This window comes from Phyllobacterium sp. GQ127 (assembly GCF_059758635.1).
This window is the reverse complement of sequence record NZ_JCAXDZ010000001.1, coordinates 699,734-724,247: the sequence shown is the minus strand read 5'-3', so window position 1 is coordinate 724,247 and position 24,514 is coordinate 699,734. Positions and strand designations below refer to the sequence as shown.

The following is a 24,514-nucleotide window of genomic DNA, read 5'->3' as shown; positions in this document are numbered from 1 at the left end:
GTAATCCATTGCCGCGGGAAGAGGGATTTTCTGGACAGCGGCAGAACGCATCGCTACAAGCGTTTCGTTCTATCCCTTCATTTTGGGGAAGTAGTGAATCCGCATTGGATATACAGGATCAGAGGCTGAGAATTATGAGTGGCGTCAACGAGATACGGTCGACATTTCTGAACTATTTTAAGAAGAACGGCCATGAGATTGTCGCGTCGAGCCCGCTTGTGCCCCGCAATGATCCGACGCTGATGTTTACCAATGCCGGAATGGTCCAGTTCAAGAATGTTTTCACAGGTGTTGAGCAGCGCCCCTATAACCGCGCGACGACTTCGCAAAAATGCGTGCGAGCAGGCGGCAAGCATAATGATCTTGACAATGTCGGCTATACTGCCCGTCATCATACCTTCTTCGAAATGCTGGGCAATTTTTCCTTTGGCGATTACTTCAAGGAAGAAGCGATTTCTCTCGCCTGGAATTTGATCACCAAGGAGTTTGGCCTGGACAAGGACAAATTGCTTGTGACCGTCTATCATACGGACGACGCTGCTGCGGAATACTGGAAAAAAATCGCAGGCCTTTCGGATGACCGGATCATTCGCATTGCAACCAGTGATAATTTCTGGGCCATGGGCGATACCGGACCTTGTGGGCCTTGCTCTGAAATATTCTACGATCATGGCGAGGATATTTGGGGCGGTCCTCCCGGTAGCGCAAATGAGGACGGAGATCGCTTTATCGAGATCTGGAATCTGGTCTTCATGCAGTTCGAACAATTGACCAAGGAAGAGCGGATAGAGCTGCCACGTCCCTCTATTGATACCGGAATGGGGCTTGAACGCCTTGCTGCCGTGCTTCAGAACGAGCATGACAATTATGATATTGATCTGTTTCGTGCGCTGATCCGGGCATCGGAAGATGCAACCGGCGTAAAAGCCGAAGGTAAGTTTCGCGCCAGTCATCGTGTGATCGCTGATCATCTGCGCTCGGCAAGCTTCCTTATTGCCGATGGCGTGCTGCCATCTAACGAAGGCCGTGGTTATGTACTTCGTCGCATAATGCGTCGCGCCATGCGCCATGCGCAATTGCTCGGTGCCCGCGATCCGCTGATGTGGCGTTTGCTTCCGGCTTTGGTGCGGGAAATGGGACAGGCCTATCCAGAGCTTGTTCGCGCAGAGTCGTTGATCTCGGAAACGCTCAAATTAGAGGAAACACGCTTCCGCAAGACATTGGAGCGTGGTCTTGGACTTTTGGGCGATGCAACGGAATCTTTGGGTGAGGGCGACAGCCTGGATGGCGAAACCGCATTCAAGCTATATGACACTTTTGGCTTTCCGCTTGATTTGACGCAGGATGCTTTGCGTCAGCGCGGCATCAACGTCGATACCGATGGGTTCTCCGCTGCCATGGAGCGGCAGAAGGCTGAAGCGCGCGCGCATTGGTCAGGTTCCGGTGACGCTGCGACCGAAACTGTGTGGTTCTCGGTTCGAGACAAGGTGGGCTCGACGGAATTTCTCGGCTATGAGACGGAGAAAGCCGAAGGCGTTGTCACCGCATTGGTTCAAAACGGCAAAACGGTCGATAGTGCCAGCGAAGGGCAATCCGTATCTGTTGTGGTCAATCAAACACCATTTTATGGCGAGTCCGGTGGTCAGCAGGGCGATACGGGCGTAATTACCGGTGAAGGCTTCAGCATCACCATCAGCGATACGCAGAAGAAAAATGATGGCGTGTTCGTTCATATTGGCACAGTCACCAAGGGCACAGTAAAAGTGGATGCGGCGGTTGAGCTTGTCGTGGATAGCGCTCGTCGCAACCGCATTCGCTCCAACCACTCGGCAACGCATTTATTGCATGAGGCTTTGCGCGAAACATTAGGAACCCATGTGGCGCAGAAGGGATCGCTTGTTGCGCCTGATCGCCTGCGTTTCGACTTCTCACATCCCAAGCCGATTTCCGACAAGGAACTTGCGGCGATTGAAGATCTTGCCAATGAAATTGTTTTGCAGAACGCGCCCGTTTCAACGCGGCTGATGGCGGTTGATGATGCAATTGCCGAAGGCGCAATGGCATTGTTCGGAGAAAAATACGGAGACGAGGTGCGTGTCGTTTCGATGGGCACTGCGCTTCACGGAGAAAAGGCCGGAAAAAGTTATTCCACAGAGCTTTGCGGCGGCACGCATGTGCGCGCAACGGGCGATATTGGTCTTATTCGCGTTGTTTCTGAAAGCGCGGTGGCAGCTGGTGTTCGTCGCATGGAAGCGTTGACGGGCGAAGCTGCCCGCCGTTATCTCGAAGAGCAGGATGACCGGGTAAAGGCAATTGCGGGCGCACTCAAATCATCGCCCGCAGACGCATTGTCTCGTGTAACGGCACTCATCGACGAACGGCGCAAGCTTGAACGCGAACTTACCGAAGCGCGCAAACAGCTCGCTTTGGGAGGCGCAGCATCTGGCGGTGCCAAGTCTGAAACCATCAATGGCGTGGGCTTCCTTGGTAAAGTTGTTTCCGGTGTCAATCCACGCGACCTCAAGCCATTGGCAGACGATGCCAAGAAAACAGTTGGCTCTGGCATTGTCGCTTTTGTTGGCGTGTCGGACGATGGAAAGGCAAGTGCTGTGGTTGGCGTTACCGACGATCTGCTCGGGAAGTACAGCGCTGTCGAACTCGTCCGCATTGCATCTGCGGCGCTGGGCGGTGCTGGCGGGGGCGGTCGCCCGGACATGGCGCAGGCCGGCGGTCCCGATGGGGCAAAGGCGGAAGAGGCAGTCTCTGCGGTTCGTCAAGCTTTGCTGAATTAATTTTCGTACTCCTACCCAAGCGTAAGTCGGGTAGGAGTACACTTTTTAATTGTTATTGGGCATATATTGGTCATTAGACTTATTGTTTATTGCGTGTTTTGAGTTTTTATTTAAACTCTGTAAGTGCATTGAAATAATTTATATTTCTTATTGATCTTATTGAATTGTATATTTTACGGTCACACGCAAAATTTGTATTTTCTTTTAAATATTTAGGGAATTCCGTGAAGAGAATACTTGGTTTATTGTTTATTTCGATTTCTCTGAGTTCTTGTTTAACTCCACCAAGTATTGTGAACGATGTTCATATGAACGACAAGACGGCATATGGTTCGATTGCCACGGCTTACTATGCAGTATTCTCTTTCTTGCAAGTTCAACCATTCTATTCGACGACGGCCGGTTACGGCTTCAAAACTGTCTATGCGGCTTTTGACAGGGTTAATTTCGAGGAAGCCTGGAGTTTTGGAAAACGGCTTGAATTCACCAAAGGCACTTTCGAGAGGCAGCCATGTTTTCAGGCGCCGTGCATGGTCTTTTCGAATGGCATTGTGATCTTGACCGAAGCAGAGTTCCTGGAGGCGTCGTCCAATGGGTTTGCCTTTGAGCTCGTTGGCAAGTCGGGTAAGGTGGTTGGCAAGGTGAACCCACTGGCCTTTCGCGATGCTCTGAAACTCAAGAGTAAACTCGGTCCACCTGCCGCGCCATCTGTAAGCTCTTCAGCAGAACAGGTTGTGGCCGGGCAGGAGGGCGATCAATAGCATTACCATTAAGATCGCTCGTATAGACCTGCATTTGCACAATCATGCCTTGGACAAGGTCAACGCTGGCGCTGAAAATCGGTTTGCGGTCAAGGCGACCATGCAGCTGCAATTCGGGAACGCGCTTGTGCACTGATTTGTGAATCATCTTTGAACCAATGCCGCCGGGAACTGTCTATGTCCGGCAACATTGTGTGAGCTCATTAAAATGGCGCTTATCAAACAGCCAATTGGTTTTTGATAAGCGTTCCCAAGCGGGCCATACCCGTATCAATGGCTTCGGCATTTGGCAGGGAGTAGTTCAGTCTGATTGTGTTCTTGCCGCTGCCATCGGCAAAGAATGCGGATCCGGGCACGAAAGCCACCTGGATTTCTTTTATCGATTTTGCCAGCAGATCCGCACCGTCCATATGTTCGGGTAGCGTCATCCACACAAACATTCCGCCTTCTGGTTTTGTCCAGGTAACACCCTCTGGCATGTAATTTTGTAAGGCTTGCAACATTTGATCGCGGCGCAGCCTGTAGCTATCGCAGGCCTTGCTGACCTGTTGGTCGAAATGCCGCTCAGCCACATGGTGAATAACCATCTGGTTGATTGTCGGGCTGTGCAAATCGGCAGCCTGTTTTATCAGGACCAGCTTGGAGATGATGGGCTTTGCCGTACAAACCCAGCCCACTCGAAGGCCGGGCGTCAGGGTTTTTGAAAAACTGCCGGAGTAAATAACCCGCGTCTTGTCAATGTCTCCCTCGCGCTCAATATCGAGAGCAAGCATGGAAGGGGCGTTCTCGCCGTTGAACCGCAGTGACCGGTAAGCGGCATCTTCGATGAGGGGAATATCGAGCTCATGGGCAAGCTCGATCAGCTTGGCACGCTCGCTGCGTCCGATTGTTTCGCCAGTCGGATTGGAAAAATCAGCGGTAAGATAGGCGAGTTTTACCTGCCCGCCGGCTTTCTCTGCGCTCTGCATATAAGCTGCAGGGGTCGTATTGCCGCCTTCCGGTGTCAGACGATCATAACGTGGCTCGTAGGCATTGAATGCCTGAAGCGCTCCGAGATAGGTGGGCCAGGTGGTAAGTATCGTATCGCCTGGCGAAATAAACAGCTTGCCGAGATAATCGAGCGCCTGCTGAGAACCCGTGGTAATGATGATATTGTCTATCGTGCATTCAACACCGAGCGATGCCATATGGCCAACGAGCCACTGACGCAGTGGCTTATAACCCTCGCTGACCGAATATTGCAGTGCTGCGCCAGCATTTTCACTCAGGATCGCGTTGTAAGCTTCCTGAATCGCATCTTTCGGAAACAGCGCCGGATCAGGTATGCCGCCGGCAAAAGAGATAATGCCGGGCTGATCCAGGAGCTTGAGCAGTTCGCGAACTTCGGAAGCACGCATATTATCGATGCGCGTTGAATATCGGTCGTTGCGATTGCTCATTTCTTCCTCCGCAATTTTGCAGGCACTCGACTGCAAAACAGATAATATGTCAACAATGCTGTCGTATATTTATTGCTTTGGAGCAAAAAAGACCGCATCTATTAAAAAAGCCCCGTCACAGTGTGAACGGGGCTTTTGAATTCAAGTGGTTTTATCAGGCAGCCATAGCTTTTGTAAGATTTTCGCTGATCTTGTCGAGGAAGCCTGTTGTTGAGAGCCAAGGCTGATCAGGGCCGATCAAAAGCGCCAGATCCTTGGTCATGAAGCCCGATTCAACGGTGTCGACACAGACTTTTTCAAGCGTGCTTGCGAAGCGATCCAATTCGGCATTGCCGTCAAGTTTGGCACGGTGTGCCAGACCGCGGGTCCATGCAAAAATCGACGCGATGGAGTTTGTCGATGTTTCCTGTCCCTTCTGGTGCTGGCGATAGTGACGGGTAACCGTGCCGTGAGCAGCTTCTGCTTCCACTGTCTGGCCATCTGGGGTCATCAGAACGGAAGTCATCAGACCAAGTGAGCCAAAGCCTTGCGCAACGATGTCAGACTGAACGTCGCCATCATAGTTCTTGCAAGCCCATACGTAGCCGCCAGACCATTTCAGTGCCGAAGCAACCATGTCATCGATCAGGCGATGCTCATAGCCGATCTTCTTTTCTGCAAACTTTTCCTTGAACTCGGTGTCGAAGACTTCCTGGAAAATGTCCTTGAAGCGGCCGTCATAGGCTTTGAGAATTGTATTCTTGGTCGACAGATAGCAAGGAACGCCGCGATTATATGCGTAGTTCAATGATGCACGCGCAAAATCGCGAATTGAGTCGTCAAGATTGTACATGGCCATGGCTACACCAGCGCTTGGTGCGTCATAGACATCGTGTTCAATGGTCTGGCCATCTTCGCCGACGAACTTGATCGACAACTTGCCCTTGCCGGGGAACTTGAAATCTGTCGCGCGGTACTGATCACCAAAGGCATGACGGCCAACGATGATTGGCTGTGTCCAGCCTGGAACCAGACGGGGAACGTTTTTGGCGATGATAGGCTCGCGGAAAATAACGCCGCCAAGAATATTGCGGATGGTGCCGTTAGGCGACTTCCACATCTTCTTCAGGCCAAATTCTTCAACGCGCTGTTCGTCAGGCGTAATGGTGGCGCACTTTACGCCCACACCATATTGCTTGATAGCGTTTGCAGCGTCGATCGTTACCTGATCATCCGTTGCATCGCGGTGTTCCATGCCCAGATCATAATATTTCAAATCAATATCGAGGTAAGGATGAATCAGCTTTTCCTTGATATATTGCCAGATGATGCGAGTCATCTCATCGCCGTCGAGCTCGACAACCGGATTTGCAACCTTGATCTTTGCCATGAATATTGGGCCTCTTTTTTGCCGGGTTTGGGATGCCGGCTTTGGTTTGATTGAGGGTTCGCGCCCCTATAGCATTGGAAAACAGTTACGCAAAGACGCTCGCACATGGTTTCGCGCAAACAGTTGGATTGCATCACAACGCCATGCTTGTTTTTTGATGCCCAAAGGTCGCCGCAACGCTTTTAATGGCGCAAAATCCTTCTCCAGCAGTCAAAATAAGATTTTTGGGGTTTTGTGTAAAAAAAACGCGAGCTATTACGGCGCAATCAAAGCAAGGATTGAAAATGGCCGGAACTGACAGACAGCGCACCCTTATTGCGGAAGGCCCGGCAATTATTCTGGTAGAGCCGCAATTGCCGGAAAATATCGGCATGGTGGCGCGTGCAATGGCAAATTTTGGACTGGCCGAGTTGAGATTGGTCAAGCCGCGCGAAACCTTCCCAAATGAGAAGGCGCGTTCGGCTGCCAGTCGTGCCGATCATATTATCGATAATGCAAAGGTTTTTGATGATCTGGCTTCGGCGATCAAGGATTTGCATTTTGTCTACGCGACCACGGCTCGCGAACGTGACGCTTTCAAGCAGGTGCGTGGTCCTGTTGAAGCTGGACAGATATTGCGGCAACGTTTCAACAATAAAGAAAAAACCGGAATTCTGTTTGGTCGCGAACGTTTCGGCCTCAACAATGATGAAATCAGCCTCGCTGATGAACTTGTGACCTTTCCCGTCAATCCGGCTTTTTCTTCGTTGAATATCGCGCAGGCAGTCCTCCTCATGTCTTACGAGTGGATGAAATCAGGACTTGCAAAGGAAACCGATACGGCCTTTCGTGGCCCGGAACTTGAGCCTGCTCCGAAAGAGCAATTGCAAGGATTTTTCAACCATCTTGAAGATGCGCTTCAAGCTCGCGGTTACTTCCGTCCCATGGCGCGTAAGGAGATTATGGTCAATAATTTGCGCGGAGTACTGACGCGAGCTGGTTTTTCCGAGTCAGAATTAAGACTGCTACGCGGCGTTGTTGTTTCGCTGGATTACTTCAGTCCAAAGACCCCGCGCGGTTCCGGCGCACCCGAGGGGCGCAAGCGCGAAAAGTCCATGCCGCCAGAAAATGACATGCAAACTTTGGACAGGGATTCATCAAGCGATGAGTAATGCGGCCAGCGACAGACCAATTATTGCTTTTGACAGCGGTATTGGAGGTCTTACAGTCCTGCGCGAGGCGAGGGTGCTCATTCCAGATCGCCGCTTTGTCTATATCGCCGATGATGCCGGTTTTCCTTATGGCGATTGGGAAGAAGAGGCTTTGAAGCAGCGTATCATCGGCCTTTTCGATGGTTTCATCAAAACCTATGATCCTGAAATAGTGATCATTCCTTGCAATACGGCATCGACACTCGTGCTGGATGATTTGCGTAAAGCATTTCCAGCAGTGCCGTTTGTGGGCACAGTTCCCGCGATCAAACCAGCAGCCGAAAGAACGTCTTCAGGTCTGATCAGCGTTCTGGCAACGCCGGGCACTGTGAAACGCGCCTATACGCGTGATCTCATCCAGTCTTTTGCAACAAAATGCCACGTGAGGCTTGTCGGCAGTCAAACACTCGCTCGAATGGCTGAAATGCACATGCGTGGCGATAAGCTGGATGATGCGGCACTGCTGGACGAAATTATGCCGTGCTTCTACGAGAAGGACGGCAAGCGTACGGATATCGTGGTGCTGGCCTGCACCCACTATCCGCTACTGGTCAATGTATTTCGCCGCCTTGCTCCCTGGCCCGTGGATTGGCTTGATCCAGCTGAAGCCATAGCAAGGCGGGCATTATCCTTGCTCAAGCCCAATGTCGACGGTGTGGAGCCGGAACATGGTGACGATATCGCCGTGTTCACCTCAGGCTTGCCGGATTTTCCAACGCGGCGTCTGTTGCAGGGTTTTGGACTAAATCCGGTCTAGCTCAGCCAAGCTGACCAAGCTCTTTGCGGATGACCGGCGCTACCTTCGTACCGTAAAGCTCAATCGCTTTGAGCGTGTTCTTATGCGGCAAGCTGCCAAGATCAATCTGCAACATGAAGCGATCATGTTTGAAGTAAGTGTATTGCAGCATGATCTTGTCGATGATCTCTTGCGGAGAACCAACCAAGAGAGCGCCCCGAGGCGTGCGTCCAGCTTCATATTGCGCACGATTGCTCGGCGGCCAGCCACGTTCGCGGCCGATTTTATTCATGACAACTTCGTAAGATGGCCAGTATCCATCAGCGGCTTCTTGCGACGTATCAGCCACATAGCCATGCGAGTTGATACTAACCTTGAGCGTCTCCGGGGAATGTCCAGCTTTGCTTCCCGATTCACGATAGAGTTCAACCAAAGGCGCGAAGCGATGCGGCTCGCCGCCGATGATCGCAACGGCAAGCGGCAGCCCCAGCGTGCCGGCTCTGACAACCGATTCCGGCGTTCCACCGACAGCAATCCATACGGGCAAGGGATTTTGCACCGGGCGGGGATATACAGCGATGTTATCCAATGGTGCCCGCAATTTGCCGTGCCATGTCACACGCGTACTTTCGCGTAGCTTCAGCAATAGATCGAGTTTTTCTGTGAAAAGCTCATCATAATCGCGAAGATCATATCCGAATAAAGGGAAAGACTCGATGAAAGAGCCGCGTCCGGCCATGATCTCAGCGCGGCCAGACGAAATCAAATCAAGTGTGGCATATTCCTGGAACACCCGTACCGGGTCTTCTGAACTCAGAACGGTAACGGCGCTGGTAAGGCGAATATTCTTGGTGCGGGCAGCGCCAGCGGCGAGCGCTACTGCAGGTGTAGAGATTACAAAGTCAGGGCGGTGATGCTCTCCAATACCAAATACATCCAGCCCAACCTGATCCGCCAGTTCCATCTCTTCAATGAGATTCTGCATCCTTTGATGAGCATCAATCGCAACACCGGTTGTTGGGTCCGGGCTCATACCCGCAAATGTATAAATGCCAAGTTCCATGATTGTGCTCTTCGTTTTCAAACTAGACCGTAGGTAAGCTTGTCGACTCGTATTGTGAAGAACGCACATTTCAGTGTCCGAGGCACCAAAAAGTGACCGTTCAATTTGCAGGCGAAACGTGATTTGCGTGGAATGCCCGGCTGAACATGCCACCGTGACAAGATTCGCAGTGACTAATTCATGTTCATTTGTCAGATATATGCAAAAGCAAAAGGATGGTGACGCATATGAGCTGGTCAGTAATATTTGCCTTCGTGATCACTGCCACGCTTTTGGTCACATCACCCGGACCCAACGGCATGTTGATTGCCAAGACGGTTCCGACCTCTGGCCGCGCAGCCGGATTTGCCAATATTGCGGGATTCTTTACCGCATTTTACATACATGGCGCTTTGTCAATTCTGGGTATTTCCATCATTGTCATGAAATCCGCAACGGCATTTATGATCGTCAAATATATTGGCGTGGCTTATTTGTGCTGGATCGGAATTAAGGCGCTGATGGCTGCCTTCAAGGGTGTTGAAACTGCACCCAGGATCGCCCCCGCAAAGCGTCAGCGTACTCTTTTGAAGGCGTTCTTCGAGGGGTTGCTGACGAATGGCTTGAATCCCAAAGTATCAATGTTTTATCTTGCGATTTTCCCGCAATTCATTCCTTTGAATGCTCATCCCGTAGCATCGGCTTTTCTGCTCGTTTTCCTGCATTCCATGATCAATATTGTCTGGTTCGGCTCGATTGTGTTTCTTTTTTCAAAGCTGACGGCCTTCACACGGCAAGGAAAATTCCAGCGCTGGCTCAAGGGGGTGACAGGCGTTGTTTTCATCGGGTTTGGGCTGAAACTGGCTACTTACCGGCCAGCTATCTAAAACTGCTCCGCACAACTCAGAGTACAGAGCAGTTTTGGTTTAGTGTTAGTTGAGCCTTGTCAGTACTTCATCAAATTGTTCGAGCGCCCAATCCACCTGATCGCGCTTGATAACTAAAGGCGGGGCAATGCGGATTGTGTCGCCATGGGTATCCTTGGCAAGAATGCCACGCTCTTTCAGCTCATAGCAGAAGCGGTTTGCGCCACCGGCTTCAGGATGCAATTCGACGGCCAGCATCAACCCACGGCCACGGACTTCCCGCACGATGTTGCTACGAATGCCCTTTAGCTGTTCAAGGAAGTACTGACCTTCGACCCGGGAATTCTCGATCATGCCTTCTTCTGTAAGGACGCGGAGCGCTGCTCTGGCAATTGCGCAGGCAAGCGGGTTCCCGCCAAACGTGCTGCCATGCTGACCAGGCTTTAGGACGCCAAGCACGTCGGTATTGGAAAGAACGGCAGAAACCGGATAAAAACCGCCGGAAAGCGCTTTTCCTATTAACGTTACGTCGGCTTCGATGCCTTCATGTTCTTCAGCAAGTAGCGCGCCTGTCCGGCCAAGCCCTGTCTGGATTTCATCAAGAATAAGCGTCACATTATTGCTGGTGCAAAGCTCGCGCACTTTAGTGAAATAGCCTTGGGGTGGAATGATAACGCCAGCTTCGCCCTGAATGGGTTCAACAAGGAAGGCAACAGTATTAGGGGTCAAGGCGGCGCTGAACGCATCGATGTCGCCAAAGGGAACCACCTTGAAGCCGGGAGCAAATGGTCCGAAGTTTTCTCGCGCTGAAGGATCTGTGCTGAAGCCAACAATTCCCATGGTCCGGCCATGAAAATTATCGGAACAGACGATGATTTCCGCACTGTTTTCCGGAACGCCTTTTACTTCATAACCCCATTTGCGAACGGCCTTGATCGCTGTTTCGACAGCTTCCGCGCCGCTGTTCATGGGTAGAATTTTATGGGAGCCGGTCAGTGCCGCCAGTTCTTCATAAAACAAGGCAAGCTGATCATTGCGAAAGGCGCGGGAGGTCAGCGTCAACTTGCTGGCCTGCTCAGTCATGGCCTTTAGAATTTTGGGATGGCAATGCCCCTGATTGACCGCTGAATAGGCAGACAGGCAATCTAGATAGCGATTGCCTTCAATATCCCACACATGGACACCTTCACCGCGCTCCAGCACTACGTCGAGGGGTTTGTAGTTATGTGCCCCAAGACGGGATTCGGTAGAAATGAGATCGGCGGCTGTGTGCAGCAAAATATCCTCCTATTGCCATATTCAAGCATTGATGGCGGTTGTGCCCTGATCAACGCGATTTGGTTTTCCGAAAACTGAGCGGCCAAAAAGGCTGGCCACGAGATCGACGAGCAACAAAGCGCTCTTGCCCCGCTCGTCCAGAAAAGGGTTCAGCTCGACAACATCGAGCGAGCAGACGACCCCTGAATCATGCAGCATTTCCATGACGAGATGTGCTTCACGATAGGTCGCGCCGCCGGGCACTGTGGTGCCAACACCGGGTGCAATGGACGGGTCAATAAAATCAACGTCAAAGCTGACATGGAGAACGCCATTTGCCTTTTGCACGCGTTCGAGAATTCGGCGCAGGAGCGGTGCAACGCCGAACTCATCGATCTGGCGCATATCAACGACATCAATACCCCGTTCGCGCAGAAGCACGCGCTCGGTGCTGTCAATTGAGCGGATGCCAAAAAGGTGGAGGTTTTCCGGTTTGACGAAACCATGCGGTTCATCGCCGAAAACGCCTTCGAGGCCGGGTTCCCGGCACAAAAGAGCCAAAGGCATGCCATGCATGTTGCCGGATGGCGAAGTGGCAGGCGTATTGAAATCAGAATGCGCATCAAGCCAAAGCACGAAGAGTTCACGATTCTGCTCTTCACAATAGCGCGCAATGCCGCCGACCGATCCGATGGAAAGACTATGATCGCCACCAAGAATAATCGGAAAAGAGCCTGATTTCATTGCGTTATAGGTTTCGATCGCTAGCATGCGCGACCATGCGGCGATTTCTTCAATATGATGGGCAAGACCGTTAACCGGCGGGACATTGGGCAATATTTCAGGAAGGTGCAGGTCGCCGCGATCTTCCGCAGCATGGCCGAGTTCTTCAAGTGTACGCACAAGCCCTGCCGTGCGCAAAGCGGCCGGTCCCATCAATGCGCCAAGCCGACCTGCGCCCTCTTCAATAGGGGCGCCGATAATGGTCAGGTTTTGCTTTTGAGTATCATCAAAATTGCCGTGCATATTCATGAATCGTCGCCATTTCGCAGATTGTCGTTTCCTGATGTTCGCATTTTTTAATGGTGACAAAAAGCCAGCATCTTGATAGAAATGCGCAACATAATGAGCAGTTTGCTTAATAATATTGATCGGTTTGATAGGTATGGATGACATTGATCGTCGGCTTTTGTCATTGATGAGAGATGATTGCCGCCTGCCGGTTTCATCGATGGCTACAATCCTGGGCATATCGCGCGCCACCGTGCGCACTCGTATCGACAAAATGACCAATGATGGCACTATTCAGGGCTTCACAATCACCTTGAAAGCTGGCGCTGGTGTCTATGGAGTACGGGCCATCGCCATGATCGAAGTTGCCGGGCAGGGTGGCGAGAAGGTTATTCGCCGCCTTCAGGGTTTCCCGGAAATCCGGGCCATGCATACCACCAATGGGCGCTGGGATATTGTTGCTGAGATTGAGGTCGAGACCCTTGAGGCTTTTGACAAAACGTTGCGTGATATTCGCCACATTGACGGAATCACCTCAACAGAGACAAGTATCCTTTTGTCTACGCGTAAAAGCTAAGCGATTATAATGTTTGCACCAGCATTATGCGTGGTTCGACGGGGCTCACCATGAGGAAGGTGAGTTGATTTTAAGACAGTTTCTATGAGCTGTTTTATAAAGCAGCCAAACCACTTTTCTCATGGTGAGCCCCGTCGAACCACGCATAATGTTACTGTAAAAATATCTAATGTCCGGTGCTGATACTCTCGGGAGAGCCATTTGCATATTCGTGAAATTCCATGGCTGGAGCCTGTCGATGCTGCCGAACGTTTGCGGGCGCTCGGAGGATTGAGCTTTCTCGACAGTGCGATGCGTCACGAATCCCTCGGACGGTACTCCTACGTGGCCGCTGATCCGTTCGGTCAGCTGATCGCCGATCAGGGCAGTGTAAGATGGAATAATGAGCCGGTGAGTATGCCCGCACGGGACGCTATTTCACATTATCTCGAATTATACCGCACGGTAGAACAAGCCGGATTGCCGCCATTCCAGGGAGGCGCGATAGGCTATTTCTCTTATGAATTCGGGCGCTTGCTTGAGCGATTGCCAAAGCCAGAAGTGCCAGAACAAGGGACAATGCTGGATGCCATATGGAATTTTTATGATGTCGTTCTGGCCTTCGATCACACAGAACAAAAAGTTTGGCTGATTTCAACCGGGTTTCCGGAACTGGAAGAAAGTGCTCGTGCAGAGCGCGCTGCGGAGAGGGCAGGACTGTTTTTAGACCAACTCACCAGATTGGAAAGCGGCGTTGCGGAACGAAAGCCAGCCATCCCCCGTACAGAGTGGGACTCCAATTTTGACCGTGAAAGCTATATGCAGGCGGTGAGCCGGGTCGTGGAATATATTCTCGATGGAGATATTTTTCAGGCGAACATTGCCCAGTGTTTCAGCGCAAACATTCCCGAAAATTATGCGCCATGGCAATTCTACAAGCAATTGCGCCAGAAAAATGCTGCAACTTTCGCTGCTTTTCTCGATCATGGTGACATCATTATTGCGTCAAGTTCACCGGAGCGGTTTCTCGCTGTCACTGGAAGCCACGTCGAGACACGGCCGATCAAAGGCACAATGCCGCGATCTTCCGATCCTGTGAAGGATAAGCAACTTGCCGACATGCTTCTTGGATCTGAAAAGGATCGCGCTGAGAATCTGATGATTGTCGATCTGATGCGCAATGATCTGTCGCGCGTTTGTCGTCCACACTCGGTTCTGACGCCAGTGCTTTGCGGTCTGGAAACCTATGCCAGCGTTCATCATCTGGTTTCGGTGGTGACTGGCGAGTTGGCCAAAAACACATCATTGATGGATCTGATCGCTGCATCATTCCCCGGAGGATCAATAACCGGCGCTCCAAAGTTGCGGGCAATGGAGATCATTACCGAGATCGAGCGGCAGGCGCGGGGCATTTATTGCGGTTCGATAGGCTATATGGGTTTCAATGGTAATTGCGACAGCAATATCGGGATCCGAACCGTGTTGTTTCAGGGCGGTAAGGCTGTTTTTCAAGCTGGCGGCGGGATAACAGCGCTGTCGGATCCGGCAGCCGAGTATCAGGAAACCCTTGATAAAGCCGCTCGCATCTTCAGCGTTTTTGAAGAGGATGCGCCGTGATCCTGATCATCGATAATTACGATTCTTTTGTTTTTACCGTTGCACGCTATTTCGCAGAGCTTGGCACGATCCCGAAAGTGGTTCGAAACGACGCCATATCAGCTGAAGCAGTAAAGCACCTCGCTCCAGAGGCCATTATCCTTTCACCGGGACCATGCGGACCGCGCCAGGCCGGGCAGTCGCTGGCAATTATCGAACAGCTGAGCGGGGAAATTCCTATACTCGGCATATGTCTTGGCCATCAATGTATTGGAGAAGTGTTTGGCGGCAGCGTTGTGCGGGCACGCGAACCAATGCATGGTCGCTCGTCGGCAATCCAGCATGACGGCACGGGTGTTTTCAAGGGCCTGCCGAGCCCCCTTAAAGCGGGACGCTATCATTCATTGATCGTGGAGTACGAGCCGCAAGCGGGTCCATTATTGATTAATGCACGTTCCGGCTCGGGTGAAATCATGGGGCTGACCCATGCAAGCCACCCAACCCATGGCGTTCAGTTCCATCCGGAATCCGTATTGACCGAGTATGGTCATGCCATGCTCGGGAATTTTTTGCGGCTTGCACGGCAGTTCAATCGCGAACAAATAAAGGTGTAAATTAGCGCGCGCCGCAATTTTCGCCTCTTTGTTCGATATTCCTGTTGGACGTTTCGCCTATCCTCGCTACACAAACAATATGACGTCCGCCGATCGTGGGCGGTCTTGTTACAATCGCCTTTTATAAAGCAAATGAGCAGGAGACAGATCATGCTGCGCAAGACCGATTTCTATATTGATGGAAAATGGATAGCTCCTATTGTCGCCAAAGAGCTTGAAGTGATCAACCCGGCTGACGAGCAAGCATTTGCCACGATCTCTCTTGGTTCTGCCGCTGATGTGGACAAAGCAGTTATCGCTGCCCGCAATGCCTTCACCACGTGGAGTATCAGCACCCGCGAGGATCGCCTCGCTTGGCTGGAACGCCTGATCGCCATTTACGAATCGCGCCTCTCCGATATGGCCAGGGCAATATCGTCTGAGATGGGTGCGCCCATGACCATGGCGCTCGAAGAACAGGCGGCTTCAGGAATGGGGCACCTCAAGGCCTTTCAGCGCGCGCTGAAGAATTTCGAATTCGAACGCCCGCTTGATGCACACAACAAGAATGTACGTATCGCCTATGAGGCAATTGGCGTTTGCGGCCTCATTACACCTTGGAACTGGCCGATGAATCAGGTGGTGCTGAAAGTCGTTCCTGCGATTGCTGCGGGCTGCACAGTCATTCTGAAGCCATCTGAAGTTGCACCAATGTCCTCCATGCTCTTTGCGGAAATTATTGACGCTTCTGACTTGCCCGCAGGTGTTTTCAACCTCGTCAATGGCGATGGGCCGACTGTGGGCGAAGCTATGTCACGCCATCCGGGCATTGATATGATGTCCTTTACCGGTTCTACGCGCGCTGGCATTGCTGTCACCAAAGCTGCTGCCGATACGGTCAAGCGGGTTTCGCTGGAACTTGGTGGTAAATCACCAAACATTGTTTTCGCTGACACGGATGTTGAAGCAGCAGTAAAGCGCGGCGTCGCCCATGTGTTCAATAATACCGGACAGTCCTGCAACGCGCCGACACGCATGCTCGTCGAACGTTCTGTCTATGACAAGGCAACAGAAGTTGCCGCACAAACGGCCAAAGCGACCAAGGTTGGCGATCCTTCGCAGGAAGGTGACCATATGGGCCCCTTGGTTTCCGAACTTCAGTTCAACAAGGTGCAGGGTCTGATAGAACAGGGCATCAAGGAAGGCGCGCGGCTCATTGCCGGCGGAACCGGACGTCCCGAGGGTTTCAATCGTGGCTACTATGTCCGCCCGACCGTTTTTGCTGACGTGAACAACGGCATGACCATTGCTCGCGAAGAAATATTCGGTCCGGTTCTGACGATGATTCCCTTTGATACAGAAGAGGAGGCTGTCGAAATCGCCAATGACACGCCCTATGGCCTTGCCGCCTATGTTCAGTCCGGTAATGTTGAGCGCATCAAACGCGTATCGAAGCAGCTTCGTGCAGGCATGGTGCGTATCAATGGCGCGAGCCATGCGGCAGATGCACCTTTCGGTGGCTATAAGCAGTCAGGTATCGGCCGCGAAGGCGGTCATTGGGGCCTTGAAGACTTCCTGGAAGTGAAGGCCATAAGCGGTTGGGAAGACAGCACCGCTTGAGCCTGTATTGCCTGAACGACGATTGATGCCAGCAGACGGGTGCGGACAGAATGGATGAAACAGAACGCCTGAGCAATGCCGCGCCTGATGTTGAGGACGTGGACATCTATGGCGAAGATGGCGCTGTGCGCTCGTCTTATCTTGCTCGCGTCGGCGCGGCTATTGCCGATCGCGATGTGCTGTTTCTGCGTTCGCATGTTGGCAAGCTGCATCAATCCGAGTTGGGTCATGTTCTTGAAGCCTTGCAGTCAGAACAGCGGCGCGCATTGGTTGAATTGCTTGGCGATGAGTTCGACTTTGCATCGCTCACCGAGGTGGATGAGGCTGTCCGCCTCGAAATCGTCGATGCAATGCCAAACAGGCAGATTGCCGAGGCCGTTCAGGACCTCGATTCCGACGATGCCGTCTACATTCTTGAAGATCTCGATCAGGAAGACCGCGACGAGATTCTGGCGCAATTGCCATTTACCGAGCGGGTGCGCCTCCGGCGTTCACTGGGTTATCCGGAAGAGACGGCTGGCCGCCGCATGCAGACCGAGTTTGTGGCTGTGCCGCCGTTCTGGACGGTGGGGCAGACCATCGACTATATGCGCGAGAATGATGATCTGCCGGAATCCTTTTCGCAGATATTTGTCATTGATCCGATGTTTCGGCTGCTGGGCGCCATTGATCTTGATCGCATCTTGCGCACGCGCCGCGATACGAAGATCGAAGATATCATGCACGAAACACGGCATGCGATCCCGGCAACGATGGACCAGGAAGAAGCTGCGCAAATTTTCGAGCAATATGATCTGCTATCTGCCGCTGTTGTCGACGAAAATGAGCGTCTGGTCGGTGTTCTGACAATTGAAAACATCGTTGACGTTATTCAAGAAGAGGCCGAGGAAGATATTATGCGCCTCGGCGGCGTCGGCGACGAAGAGCTTTCCGACTCGATCCTTTCCACCTCGCGCTCGCGTACGCCGTGGCTTGTGGTCAATCTGTTCACGGCATTTCTATCGGCATCTGTCATTGGGCTTTTCGACGGCACGATCCAGCAGATGGTCGCGCTCGCCGTGCTCATGCCGATTGTTGCCTCCATGGGCGGCAATGCAGGCACGCAGACGATGACTGTTACAGTGCGCGCGCTGGCCACCCGTGACATGGATATCTATAATGCTGGCCGTATCATAAGACGTGAAGCATCCGTGGGACTGATCAACGGCGTCATCTTTGCAATACTGATAGGTCTGGTCGCGGCTTTCTGGTTCAGCAGTGTCAATCTTGGCGGCATCATCGCTTGTGCGATGATAATCAACATGCTGGCGGCCGCGCTTGGCGGAATCCTCATTCCGCTGCTCCTCCACCGATTCGGCGCAGATCCGGCGATTGCCTCAGCGGTATTCGTGACAACAATCACCGATGTGGTTGGCTTTTCGTCATTTCTCGGCCTTGCAACATGGTGGTTTGGCTTCAAATAAAAGTTGTTATGCACCAAAGTTTTCAACCGAGTACAATCGTTCAATTGACTTTTACGTAAATTCGTGACCACTACATTCAATCGGTTAAAGAGAGAATGATCTGTGTCTGCTATCCGCGAATATTATTCAATTACAGAATTGACACGGGAGTTCGGTGTTTCAACCCGGACATTGCGCTTTTATGAAGATGAAGGACTGATCCACCCTGTGCGTCGCGGGCGCACACGCTTATTCCGTCCCTCTGATCGGCATCTGCTAAAGCAGATTCTTCGTGGCAAGCGCCTGGGTTTCTCGATCTCCGAGATTCAGGAAATCATCCAGATGTACAAGGCACCCCCCGGTGAGCTTGGACAGATTCATCTTATGATGAAGCGCGTGGAAGAAAAACGCAGTGAGCTGCGCCAGAAGCGCCGGGATATCGAAGAAACCTTGGCAGAACTAGATCAGGTGGAAGAGGGTTGCATTGAGCGGCTCGCTGAGCTGGGCGTTAATACCTGAAGTCTCACTGACCGGTTTCGTTAAGACAAATCTGCTGGATTTCCTGCATTTGCGGATCGGTTTGCGGATTTCGCTTTCCCGATAGTGCGTCAGCGAATATTCCGTCTGCCTGAAATCTACCCACGACACATCCGCAGAAGTTTTCGCAAAGGGCCTTGTCATAGGTCACTTCGCAGCTTTGCACACATTCACCCGCATAGCGGCTGGCAGGCAGGAATGGGGGGGAAATCTGCGAAATAACGTAGACAGAACCGATAAGCACAGGTTGATGAATCAGATAGAAGGCAAGGCTATGGCGACCGATAAAGCGCAGCCCTTTGTCCAGCCAAGCCGGTTTGATATTGCCCGCAAACAAGGTCAGCAAATTGAGATGCTGGAATGTTTTGGCGAGGGCCATCCCCACCAATACCGCTCCGAACCAGGGAAATATCGGTACAAAATCATTGGAGCGGATCGAAATTTCGGAAAGACCCAGCGGCCATAGCCACGGGGCATCAAAGGCCGATGATGCCAGAAAATGGGACGCGGCAACAACTCCAGCAGCGGCGAAAGCGATGATAAATGCTGGCAAGCGCAAGAAAAGCAGGCCAAGAAGGCTCGCAGCCGCAATTTGATGGAGTATACCAAAGAATACAAAGCTGTCCGGGGTGAATTGATAGGTGGCAATTGTAATTGCCAGCGCTGCGGCAACAATTTGCGCTAGTCGGATGCCGAAGGGTCGCCAGCGAATGCCGCGACTATGAGCCAGAACGAGACTGAAGCCGACAAGCACCAGAAATGTCGATGCAATACAGCGGGCATAGAGCTTCCACATACCATGTCCGGTTGTGCCGGGCTCCAAATAGCCGAAGAACTCAAAATCCCAACCGGTATGATATGTCGCCATTGCAATAAGAGCGATGCCGCGCAACACATCGAGTTTGCCAAGGCGTGCTTTTACCGGAGGATTTGAGACAGCGTTTTGGCTCATTTTATGGAATCTCGTAGCTAAAGTTTGCCGCAAGCTATTGGAGCTGGCGCTTAAAATCCATGACGTTTCAGCAATCCCATCACGGATTGTGAAAAATCCATCGAAAGTTGCATGTTATGTCGCCTAATTGACTGCTATCGATGGATTCTCGTTCGATGCTTCCTGCAGCGTTCGAATCAATATTCAAAGTCCCATCGTGATAAATCAAGTTCGGCATCCCATCTGGATCAACACGGCCAAGCGTCCAACAGTGCGGGTATTTGCCATCCTTTTCGGCATCGAATCGATGGCCCGTGCGATCATTACTAGTGTGGTGCCGATCCAGACCTATGATCTTTTGCAAAGCGAACGCAGCGTCAGCATTCTTTATACCTGTATGTCTTTGCTCGGGCTTATTTCAACCTTATCGATCCCGCTGCTGATCGTGCGCATTCCACGGCGATGGGTGTACACAGCTGGTTCAGTTTCCCTGATGCTGGGATGCGTCGCATTTGCGCTTGATACAATATCAGGACAGGCAATTGGACTGTTCCTTCGAACCTTCGGGGCAGGAACGCTTTCGATAACGCTCAGCCTTTACATTATGGACCATATCAAGAAAGGCGAACTTGTCCGAGCCGAGTCCGTACGTATGGCAACTGCGACGCTCGCCTGGACGGCCGGGCCTTTTTTGGGTGTTTTTCTTTACACCCGCATCGGGATGATCGCTCCATTTTTGTTATCGATCGGTTTTTCCATTCTTTTGCTGACGCTGTTCTGGTATTTCCGGCTTAGCGATAACCCGGCCTTGCAAAAGGGCCCCAGCCGTCCGGCAAACCCCATTGCAAATGTGCGCCGGTTTGTCGTTCAGCCGAGGTTGCGACTGGCTTGGCTCATTGCCTTTTCCCGCTCTTGTTATTGGAGCACTTTCTTCGTCTACGGCCCGATCCTCATGGTAGCGACGGGGCAGGGATCGCTCGCCGGCGGGCTGCTCGTATCTTTAGGCAATCTGTTTCTTCTTGGTTCCATTCTGTGGGGCAAAATCGGAATGGCGCAGGGTTTAACGCGAACAATATCCGGCATATTTATCCTATTGGCTATTGCCCTGATCGGTGCGGGAATTGCTGGCGAAAGTTTTCCGATGATTGCAGCACTCATGCTGCTTTCCGGTTCATTTTTCTGTGTCGCGCTCGATACATTGGCATCCACGACATTCATTCGGGCTGTACACCCGCATGAACGAGCCCAAATGACCGCTGTATATCGGACTTATCTCGATTTTTCCGAAATACTGCCCGCCTTCTTTTACTCGATCATCCTGACATTCTTCAGCTTCGGCTCGATCTTTATCGCATTGGCAGCGTTGATGCTGTTCACAGCCATATTCGTCTGGCGATATCTGCCACGCCGTCTATAGGCCAGTTTGGGCATTGCGGATGAGAACGTCGCGCGCTTTTGAGAAGAACTGCCGGCGTAAAAGCACGAAGGCAACCAGTGTTGTCGTGACCATGAACAGCGCCGGGTGAAGAAACCAGCCTAAATATCCTATCGAGAAGAATATGCCGCGAAGGCCGCTGTTAAAATGCTGCCCGGCCTGAATGTTTATCCCGGCGGCGCGATTGATTCCGGCAACCACCTGCGGATCATCGGGACCTCTATCGCGGGCCATAGGCACACTGCCGATCAATATGGAGCAATAATTAAACAGCCGGTATGACCAGGCAAATTTAAAGAACGCATAGGCGAACAGGATGAGCAGACCAAGTATCTTTGTCTCAAACAGCTGTTGCGTTGTTTCGCTGATGAATGGCAGTTCGTGAAACAGGGTCAGAACGCGACCCGAAGAGTTGAGAAGGCCGAAACAGCCGCCGATTGCCAGGATCGAAGTTGAGGCAAAGAATCCTGTGCCTTGCTGCAACCCGATCATGATGCTGGTATCGATCATGCGCAGCTCGCGCGTGGCCATTGTCGTCATCCACTGGCTTCGTGCGTGATTCATCTCGGATGTCAGGGATTTTCTGCCACCAAAGCCATTGGCCGTGGTGTGCGAATAAAGCGCCCAGACGGCGAAAAAATACACTAGCGCCACAACATCGAGCCAATAGGACATATTCGGATTCGTCATTGTTCCATCACCCTTGGGGTCGGACCCCAGGATGTGCAGGCTCCGAGAATGGGGTACTATTCAACCTTTATTCGGGCAGTTCTGTTTCGTGTCAATAATTGCTGACACAAATAGCTATTGGACTTTCGTCTCACACACCCTATGTCGTATAAATGCAAGGCTAGGTCGGTGGCTGGCTGCGCCTTTCCTCGCCGACCAGCCATTATCGAATATTCCGGATTCCACCTTTTGAGGTTGCTTGATGTTCCTGTCGGTTTTCGATCTGTACAAAATCGGCATTGGTCCTTCGAGTTCCCACACGATGGGACCGATGACTGCCGGTGGACAATTTCTTGATGAATTGAAGAATGGCCAGTGGCCGCGCCCTACGGGTGTGAAAGTCCACAGGCTGCGTGTGCATCTGCATGGATCCTTGGCCTTTACTGGTATCGGGCATGCTACGGACCGGGCGGTGATTCTGGGTTTATGCGGGCTTTTGCCGGCAACTGTTGATCCAAACGAGATGGATGCCCTGCTTGAGAAAGTTAAGCAGACAAAGACGCTCGCACCAGAAGGTCATCCCGTCTATCGCTTTGATCCGGCTATGGACCTCATCATGGATCGTCGCACTGCGCTTCCCGGCCATGCCAATGGCATGGCTTTCGAGGCTTATGATGTTGATGATAGGTTATTGCTCCGCCGGATTTTCTACTCAATCGGCGGCGGTTTCGTTGTAACCGAAGAAGAATTGGAATCAGCGAAGACACGCACGGCGCCCAAAGCAGATCATTCGGTGCCGTTTCCTTTTAAAAATGCCGCGCAGATGATGAGCATGGCAAAGGAAAGCGGCCTTTCCATCGCTGAAATGAAGCGGCGCAACGAAGAAATGTTCATGAGTCGCGCTGATTTGGATGCTGGTCTTGATCGCATCTGGTCAGCCATGCGCTCATGTATTGATCGCGGCTTGGAGCAGGAAGGCATTATGCCAGGTGGCCTTAAGGTCAAGCGCCGTGCCCGTTATCTGCATGATCGGCTTCAGGAAGAGTGGCGGCAAAATCGCATCAATCCCCTGCTGGCCAATGATTGGCTGTCAGTTTATGCGATGGCTGTGAATGAGGAGAATGCTGCCGGTGGCCGTGTTGTAACTGCCCCGACAAATGGCGCCGCTGGCGTTGTTCCGGCAGTTCTGCGCTATTATCTGCATTTCCACGAGGACGCGGATCAGGATGGCATTCGGGATTTTTTGCTGACATCGGCAGCCATTGGAGGGATCGTCAAAACCAATGCCTCCATTTCGGGCGCTGAGGTCGGTTGTCAGGGTGAGGTCGGCTCTGCATCAGCTATGGCCGCTGCCGGTTTGGCGGCTGTCCTTGGCGGAACGCCGGAGCAGATTGAAAATGCTGCCGAAATTGCCCTTGAGCATCATCTTGGCATGACTTGCGATCCTGTCGCTGGCCTTGTGCAGGTGCCCTGTATCGAGCGCAATGCGCTTGGCGCGGTGAAGGCGGTTACGGCGGCTTCATTGGCGGTTAAAGGCGACGGAACCCATTTTGTCCCGCTGGATGCCTGTATCGAAACCATGCGCCAGACAGGTATGGACATGAATGAGCGGTACAAGGAAACCAGCTTGGGTGGTCTGGCTGTCAATGTGGTGGAATGCTGATTCATTGCCGCTGTGGACGAAACGTTGCCCAAGGTTGACCGAACAACCCGGAAGCGTAAAAGCTAGCCTATGGCTCTTAACCTCGTAAAACTCTGTGTCGGCTGTACGGCAATCGAAGATCTGGCCGCCTGGATTGATTTCCGTCTGGATGAACGCCGCCGCGCGGGTCTGCCTGCGGAACAGTTTCATACAACGCGCATGGTGCCAAAACGTGCTGAAGAGCTTCTGGATGGCGGATCGCTCTATTGGGTCATCAAGGGCAATATTCAGTGCCGCCAGCGCCTGACCGATCTGCGGACATTTACGGATGATGAAGGAATTTCGCGCTGCAATCTCGTATTGGAGCCGCGCATTATCGTAACCGAATGGCAGCCGAGGCGGGCATTTCAGGGGTGGCGCTATCTTACGAGCGAAGACGCACCCTTGGATGAGGGGCAGGGCAAATCCGGCCGTGCCAAACTGCCACCGGAGCTGCGGAATGAGCTGGCCTCGCTGGGGCTACTTTAGTTACCCTGATTGCATTGATTTATTGCGTGGTTCGACAAGCTCACCATAAGGGAAGTTTTATGGGTTGCAGCGACAACTTGCTAGAGTTGGCGCCCTGCAATCAACCCACCTCCCTCATCCTGAGTTTGTCGAAGGGCGCACAATATCGTTGTCACCATTACAAACTCAGCGCATGGCCGGTATTTTATCAGTAAAGACGCAGGCGCACCGCGGTTAAACCATTGCGGCCTTGCGACTGCAAACGCACGCGAACAGCCGGCAAAGCCGCGCGGCGGGTCCGTGCTGCCTGACACAACAACACATTGACGAGATCCATGGTTTTGAAGGCGTTAGTACCGCCCCGGCGCAGATCGGCAAGACGCAATGCTGCCTGCTGCAATGCTCCAATGCCGCTCAGCCGTGGCTTGGCAGACTTGGGGGCAAAACCAAAGGAACTATCTTGTTCTATGATACTCGACATGACCTAAACCCTTAACGCTAAACAATCGGGGCCTTCTTCATC

The 24,514-nt window shown here is 52.2% G+C and carries 23 protein-coding genes and 1 pseudogene; 15 read left to right on the top strand and 9 right to left on the bottom strand.

Annotated elements, in window-relative coordinates; all coding sequences use genetic code 11:
- Positions 1-134 precede the first annotated feature (134 nt).
- Both alaS and AC6CHM_RS03760 read left to right on the top strand, forming a co-directional pair.
- A complete protein-coding gene (gene alaS / locus AC6CHM_RS03765) occupies positions 135-2,792 on the top strand; it encodes an alanine--tRNA ligase (RefSeq protein WP_498172036.1) in 2,658 nt (885 codons plus the stop codon).
- Between the two features lie 224 nt (positions 2,793-3,016).
- On the top strand, positions 3,017-3,553 hold the full coding sequence (locus AC6CHM_RS03760) for a hypothetical protein (protein ID WP_498172681.1): 537 nt from the start codon (positions 3,017-3,019) through the stop codon (positions 3,551-3,553).
- A 1-nt stretch (position 3,554) separates the two neighbouring features.
- Here the strand turns inward: AC6CHM_RS03760 and AC6CHM_RS03755 are convergent.
- The 3 genes and pseudogenes from AC6CHM_RS03755 to AC6CHM_RS03745 form a co-directional block, all read right to left on the bottom strand.
- Positions 3,555-3,683 (bottom strand): annotated as a pseudogene (locus AC6CHM_RS03755) (N-acetyl-gamma-glutamyl-phosphate reductase); the annotation flags it as partial.
- An 88-nt stretch (positions 3,684-3,771) separates the two neighbouring features.
- The gene (locus AC6CHM_RS03750) at positions 3,772-4,992 is read right to left on the bottom strand and encodes an aminotransferase-like domain-containing protein (RefSeq protein WP_498172035.1); all 1,221 of its coding nucleotides are present in this window, start codon (positions 4,990-4,992) and stop codon (positions 3,772-3,774) included.
- 154 nt (positions 4,993-5,146) lie between these two features.
- A complete protein-coding gene (locus AC6CHM_RS03745) occupies positions 5,147-6,361 on the bottom strand; it encodes an NADP-dependent isocitrate dehydrogenase (RefSeq protein WP_307285273.1) in 1,215 nt (404 codons plus the stop codon).
- Between AC6CHM_RS03745 and AC6CHM_RS03740 the strand changes: the two genes are divergently transcribed.
- Genes AC6CHM_RS03740 through murI form a run of 3 tightly spaced genes read left to right on the top strand, consistent with a single transcriptional unit; the run spans position 6,360 to position 8,308 of the window.
- Positions 6,360-6,659, top strand: a complete 300-nt coding sequence (locus tag AC6CHM_RS03740) for a hypothetical protein (RefSeq protein ID WP_307285270.1) — start codon at positions 6,360-6,362, stop codon at positions 6,657-6,659. The two genes, AC6CHM_RS03745 and AC6CHM_RS03740, sit on opposite strands and share 2 nt — an antisense overlap.
- Positions 6,646-7,512 (top strand): TrmJ/YjtD family RNA methyltransferase, encoded by an 867-nt coding sequence (locus AC6CHM_RS03735; RefSeq protein WP_115052986.1) that lies wholly within the window; start codon positions 6,646-6,648, stop codon positions 7,510-7,512. The genes AC6CHM_RS03740 and AC6CHM_RS03735 overlap by 14 nt, the downstream gene beginning before the upstream one ends.
- The gene (murI, locus tag AC6CHM_RS03730) at positions 7,505-8,308 is read left to right on the top strand and encodes a glutamate racemase (protein WP_498172033.1); all 804 of its coding nucleotides are present in this window, start codon (positions 7,505-7,507) and stop codon (positions 8,306-8,308) included. The genes AC6CHM_RS03735 and murI overlap by 8 nt, the downstream gene beginning before the upstream one ends.
- A 1-nt stretch (position 8,309) precedes the next feature.
- Here the strand turns inward: murI and AC6CHM_RS03725 are convergent, their stop codons facing one another.
- Complete coding sequence (locus AC6CHM_RS03725; protein WP_307285261.1) at positions 8,310-9,350, bottom strand: LLM class flavin-dependent oxidoreductase; 1,041 nt, start codon at positions 9,348-9,350, stop codon at positions 8,310-8,312.
- A gap of 227 nt (positions 9,351-9,577) precedes the next feature.
- On the opposite strand from AC6CHM_RS03725, the gene AC6CHM_RS03720 reads away from it, so the two are divergent.
- Positions 9,578-10,216 (top strand): LysE family translocator, encoded by a 639-nt coding sequence (locus AC6CHM_RS03720; protein ID WP_115053292.1) that lies wholly within the window; start codon positions 9,578-9,580, stop codon positions 10,214-10,216.
- A 45-nt stretch (positions 10,217-10,261) separates the two neighbouring features.
- On the opposite strand, the gene rocD is transcribed toward AC6CHM_RS03720, so the two are convergent.
- Entirely contained in the window at positions 10,262-11,470 is a 1,209-nt protein-coding gene (rocD, locus tag AC6CHM_RS03715) for an ornithine--oxo-acid transaminase (protein ID WP_307286544.1), read from the bottom strand.
- Between the two features lie 24 nt (positions 11,471-11,494).
- Entirely contained in the window at positions 11,495-12,484 is a 990-nt protein-coding gene (gene rocF / locus AC6CHM_RS03710) for an arginase (protein ID WP_307285255.1), read from the bottom strand.
- A 133-nt stretch (positions 12,485-12,617) separates the two neighbouring features.
- Here rocF and AC6CHM_RS03705 point away from each other — a divergent pair, with 133 nt between their 5' ends.
- The 6 genes from AC6CHM_RS03705 (at position 12,618) to AC6CHM_RS03680 (ending at position 18,789) form a co-directional block, all read left to right on the top strand.
- Positions 12,618-13,040 carry an Lrp/AsnC family transcriptional regulator gene (locus AC6CHM_RS03705; protein ID WP_115052990.1) on the top strand — a complete coding sequence of 141 codons (423 nt, stop codon included), beginning with the start codon at positions 12,618-12,620 and terminating at the stop codon, positions 13,038-13,040.
- A 201-nt stretch (positions 13,041-13,241) separates the two neighbouring features.
- Positions 13,242-14,636, top strand: coding sequence for an aminodeoxychorismate synthase component I (gene pabB, locus AC6CHM_RS03700; RefSeq protein WP_498172032.1), 1,395 nt, complete (start codon positions 13,242-13,244; stop codon positions 14,634-14,636).
- Complete coding sequence (locus tag AC6CHM_RS03695; RefSeq protein WP_498172031.1) at positions 14,633-15,229, top strand: anthranilate synthase component II; 597 nt, start codon at positions 14,633-14,635, stop codon at positions 15,227-15,229. The genes pabB and AC6CHM_RS03695 overlap by 4 nt, the downstream gene beginning before the upstream one ends.
- Before the next feature lie 150 nt (positions 15,230-15,379).
- Positions 15,380-16,828 carry an aldehyde dehydrogenase family protein gene (locus AC6CHM_RS03690; RefSeq protein WP_115052993.1) on the top strand — a complete coding sequence of 483 codons (1,449 nt, stop codon included), beginning with the start codon at positions 15,380-15,382 and terminating at the stop codon, positions 16,826-16,828.
- Positions 16,829-16,878: 50 nt separating this feature from the next.
- Entirely contained in the window at positions 16,879-18,291 is a 1,413-nt protein-coding gene (gene mgtE, locus AC6CHM_RS03685) for a magnesium transporter (RefSeq protein ID WP_336440056.1), read from the top strand.
- Between the two features lie 111 nt (positions 18,292-18,402).
- On the top strand, positions 18,403-18,789 hold the full coding sequence (locus tag AC6CHM_RS03680) for a MerR family transcriptional regulator (RefSeq protein WP_115053294.1): 387 nt from the start codon (positions 18,403-18,405) through the stop codon (positions 18,787-18,789).
- A 4-nt stretch (positions 18,790-18,793) separates the two neighbouring features.
- Here the strand turns inward: AC6CHM_RS03680 and AC6CHM_RS03675 are convergent, their stop codons facing one another.
- Entirely contained in the window at positions 18,794-19,759 is a 966-nt protein-coding gene (locus tag AC6CHM_RS03675) for a heparan-alpha-glucosaminide N-acetyltransferase (RefSeq protein WP_498172029.1), read from the bottom strand.
- 196 nt (positions 19,760-19,955) lie between these two features.
- On the opposite strand from AC6CHM_RS03675, the gene AC6CHM_RS03670 reads away from it, so the two are divergent.
- On the top strand, positions 19,956-21,155 hold the full coding sequence (locus tag AC6CHM_RS03670; protein WP_498172028.1) for an MFS transporter: 1,200 nt from the start codon (positions 19,956-19,958) through the stop codon (positions 21,153-21,155).
- On the opposite strand, the gene AC6CHM_RS03665 is transcribed toward AC6CHM_RS03670, so the two are convergent.
- Positions 21,150-21,863 (bottom strand): DUF599 domain-containing protein, encoded by a 714-nt coding sequence (locus tag AC6CHM_RS03665; RefSeq protein ID WP_307285235.1) that lies wholly within the window; start codon positions 21,861-21,863, stop codon positions 21,150-21,152. The genes AC6CHM_RS03670 and AC6CHM_RS03665 overlap by 6 nt on opposite strands.
- A gap of 241 nt (positions 21,864-22,104) precedes the next feature.
- On the opposite strand from AC6CHM_RS03665, the gene AC6CHM_RS03660 reads away from it, so the two are divergent.
- Both AC6CHM_RS03660 and AC6CHM_RS03655 read left to right on the top strand, forming a co-directional pair.
- A complete protein-coding gene (locus AC6CHM_RS03660) occupies positions 22,105-23,505 on the top strand; it encodes an L-serine ammonia-lyase (RefSeq protein ID WP_498172026.1) in 1,401 nt (466 codons plus the stop codon).
- Positions 23,506-23,574: 69 nt separating this feature from the next.
- Positions 23,575-24,012 carry a DUF1489 family protein gene (locus AC6CHM_RS03655; RefSeq protein ID WP_115052997.1) on the top strand — a complete coding sequence of 146 codons (438 nt, stop codon included), beginning with the start codon at positions 23,575-23,577 and terminating at the stop codon, positions 24,010-24,012.
- Positions 24,013-24,199: 187 nt separating this feature from the next.
- On the opposite strand, the gene AC6CHM_RS03650 is transcribed toward AC6CHM_RS03655, so the two are convergent.
- Entirely contained in the window at positions 24,200-24,472 is a 273-nt protein-coding gene (locus AC6CHM_RS03650) for a hypothetical protein (protein WP_498172025.1), read from the bottom strand.
- Positions 24,473-24,514 lie beyond the last annotated feature (42 nt).

What these genes read in the sequence shown, in the direction of transcription:
- alaS (WP_498172036.1), top strand. Translation starts at nt 135, where the DNA reads ATGAGTGGCGTCAACGAGATACGGTCGACATTTCTGAACTATTTTAAG.
- AC6CHM_RS03705 (WP_115052990.1), top strand. Translation starts at nt 12,618, where the DNA reads ATGGATGACATTGATCGTCGGCTTTTGTCATTGATGAGAGATGATTGC.
- AC6CHM_RS03750 (WP_498172035.1), bottom strand. Translation starts at nt 4,992, where the DNA reads ATGAGCAATCGCAACGACCGATATTCAACGCGCATCGATAATATGCGT.
- AC6CHM_RS03740 (WP_307285270.1), top strand. Translation starts at nt 6,360, where the DNA reads ATGAATATTGGGCCTCTTTTTTGCCGGGTTTGGGATGCCGGCTTTGGT.
- AC6CHM_RS03690 (WP_115052993.1), top strand. Translation starts at nt 15,380, where the DNA reads ATGCTGCGCAAGACCGATTTCTATATTGATGGAAAATGGATAGCTCCT.
- AC6CHM_RS03745 (WP_307285273.1), bottom strand. Translation starts at nt 6,361, where the DNA reads ATGGCAAAGATCAAGGTTGCAAATCCGGTTGTCGAGCTCGACGGCGAT.
- murI (WP_498172033.1), top strand. Translation starts at nt 7,505, where the DNA reads ATGAGTAATGCGGCCAGCGACAGACCAATTATTGCTTTTGACAGCGGT.
- mgtE (WP_336440056.1), top strand. Translation starts at nt 16,879, where the DNA reads ATGGATGAAACAGAACGCCTGAGCAATGCCGCGCCTGATGTTGAGGAC.
- AC6CHM_RS03675 (WP_498172029.1), bottom strand. Translation starts at nt 19,759, where the DNA reads ATGAGCCAAAACGCTGTCTCAAATCCTCCGGTAAAAGCACGCCTTGGC.
- AC6CHM_RS03720 (WP_115053292.1), top strand. Translation starts at nt 9,578, where the DNA reads ATGAGCTGGTCAGTAATATTTGCCTTCGTGATCACTGCCACGCTTTTG.
- rocF (WP_307285255.1), bottom strand. Translation starts at nt 12,484, where the DNA reads ATGAATATGCACGGCAATTTTGATGATACTCAAAAGCAAAACCTGACC.
- AC6CHM_RS03660 (WP_498172026.1), top strand. Translation starts at nt 22,105, where the DNA reads ATGTTCCTGTCGGTTTTCGATCTGTACAAAATCGGCATTGGTCCTTCG.
- AC6CHM_RS03725 (WP_307285261.1), bottom strand. Translation starts at nt 9,350, where the DNA reads ATGGAACTTGGCATTTATACATTTGCGGGTATGAGCCCGGACCCAACA.
- AC6CHM_RS03735 (WP_115052986.1), top strand. Translation starts at nt 6,646, where the DNA reads ATGGCCGGAACTGACAGACAGCGCACCCTTATTGCGGAAGGCCCGGCA.
- AC6CHM_RS03655 (WP_115052997.1), top strand. Translation starts at nt 23,575, where the DNA reads ATGGCTCTTAACCTCGTAAAACTCTGTGTCGGCTGTACGGCAATCGAA.
- AC6CHM_RS03665 (WP_307285235.1), bottom strand. Translation starts at nt 21,863, where the DNA reads ATGACGAATCCGAATATGTCCTATTGGCTCGATGTTGTGGCGCTAGTG.
- AC6CHM_RS03650 (WP_498172025.1), bottom strand. Translation starts at nt 24,472, where the DNA reads ATGTCGAGTATCATAGAACAAGATAGTTCCTTTGGTTTTGCCCCCAAG.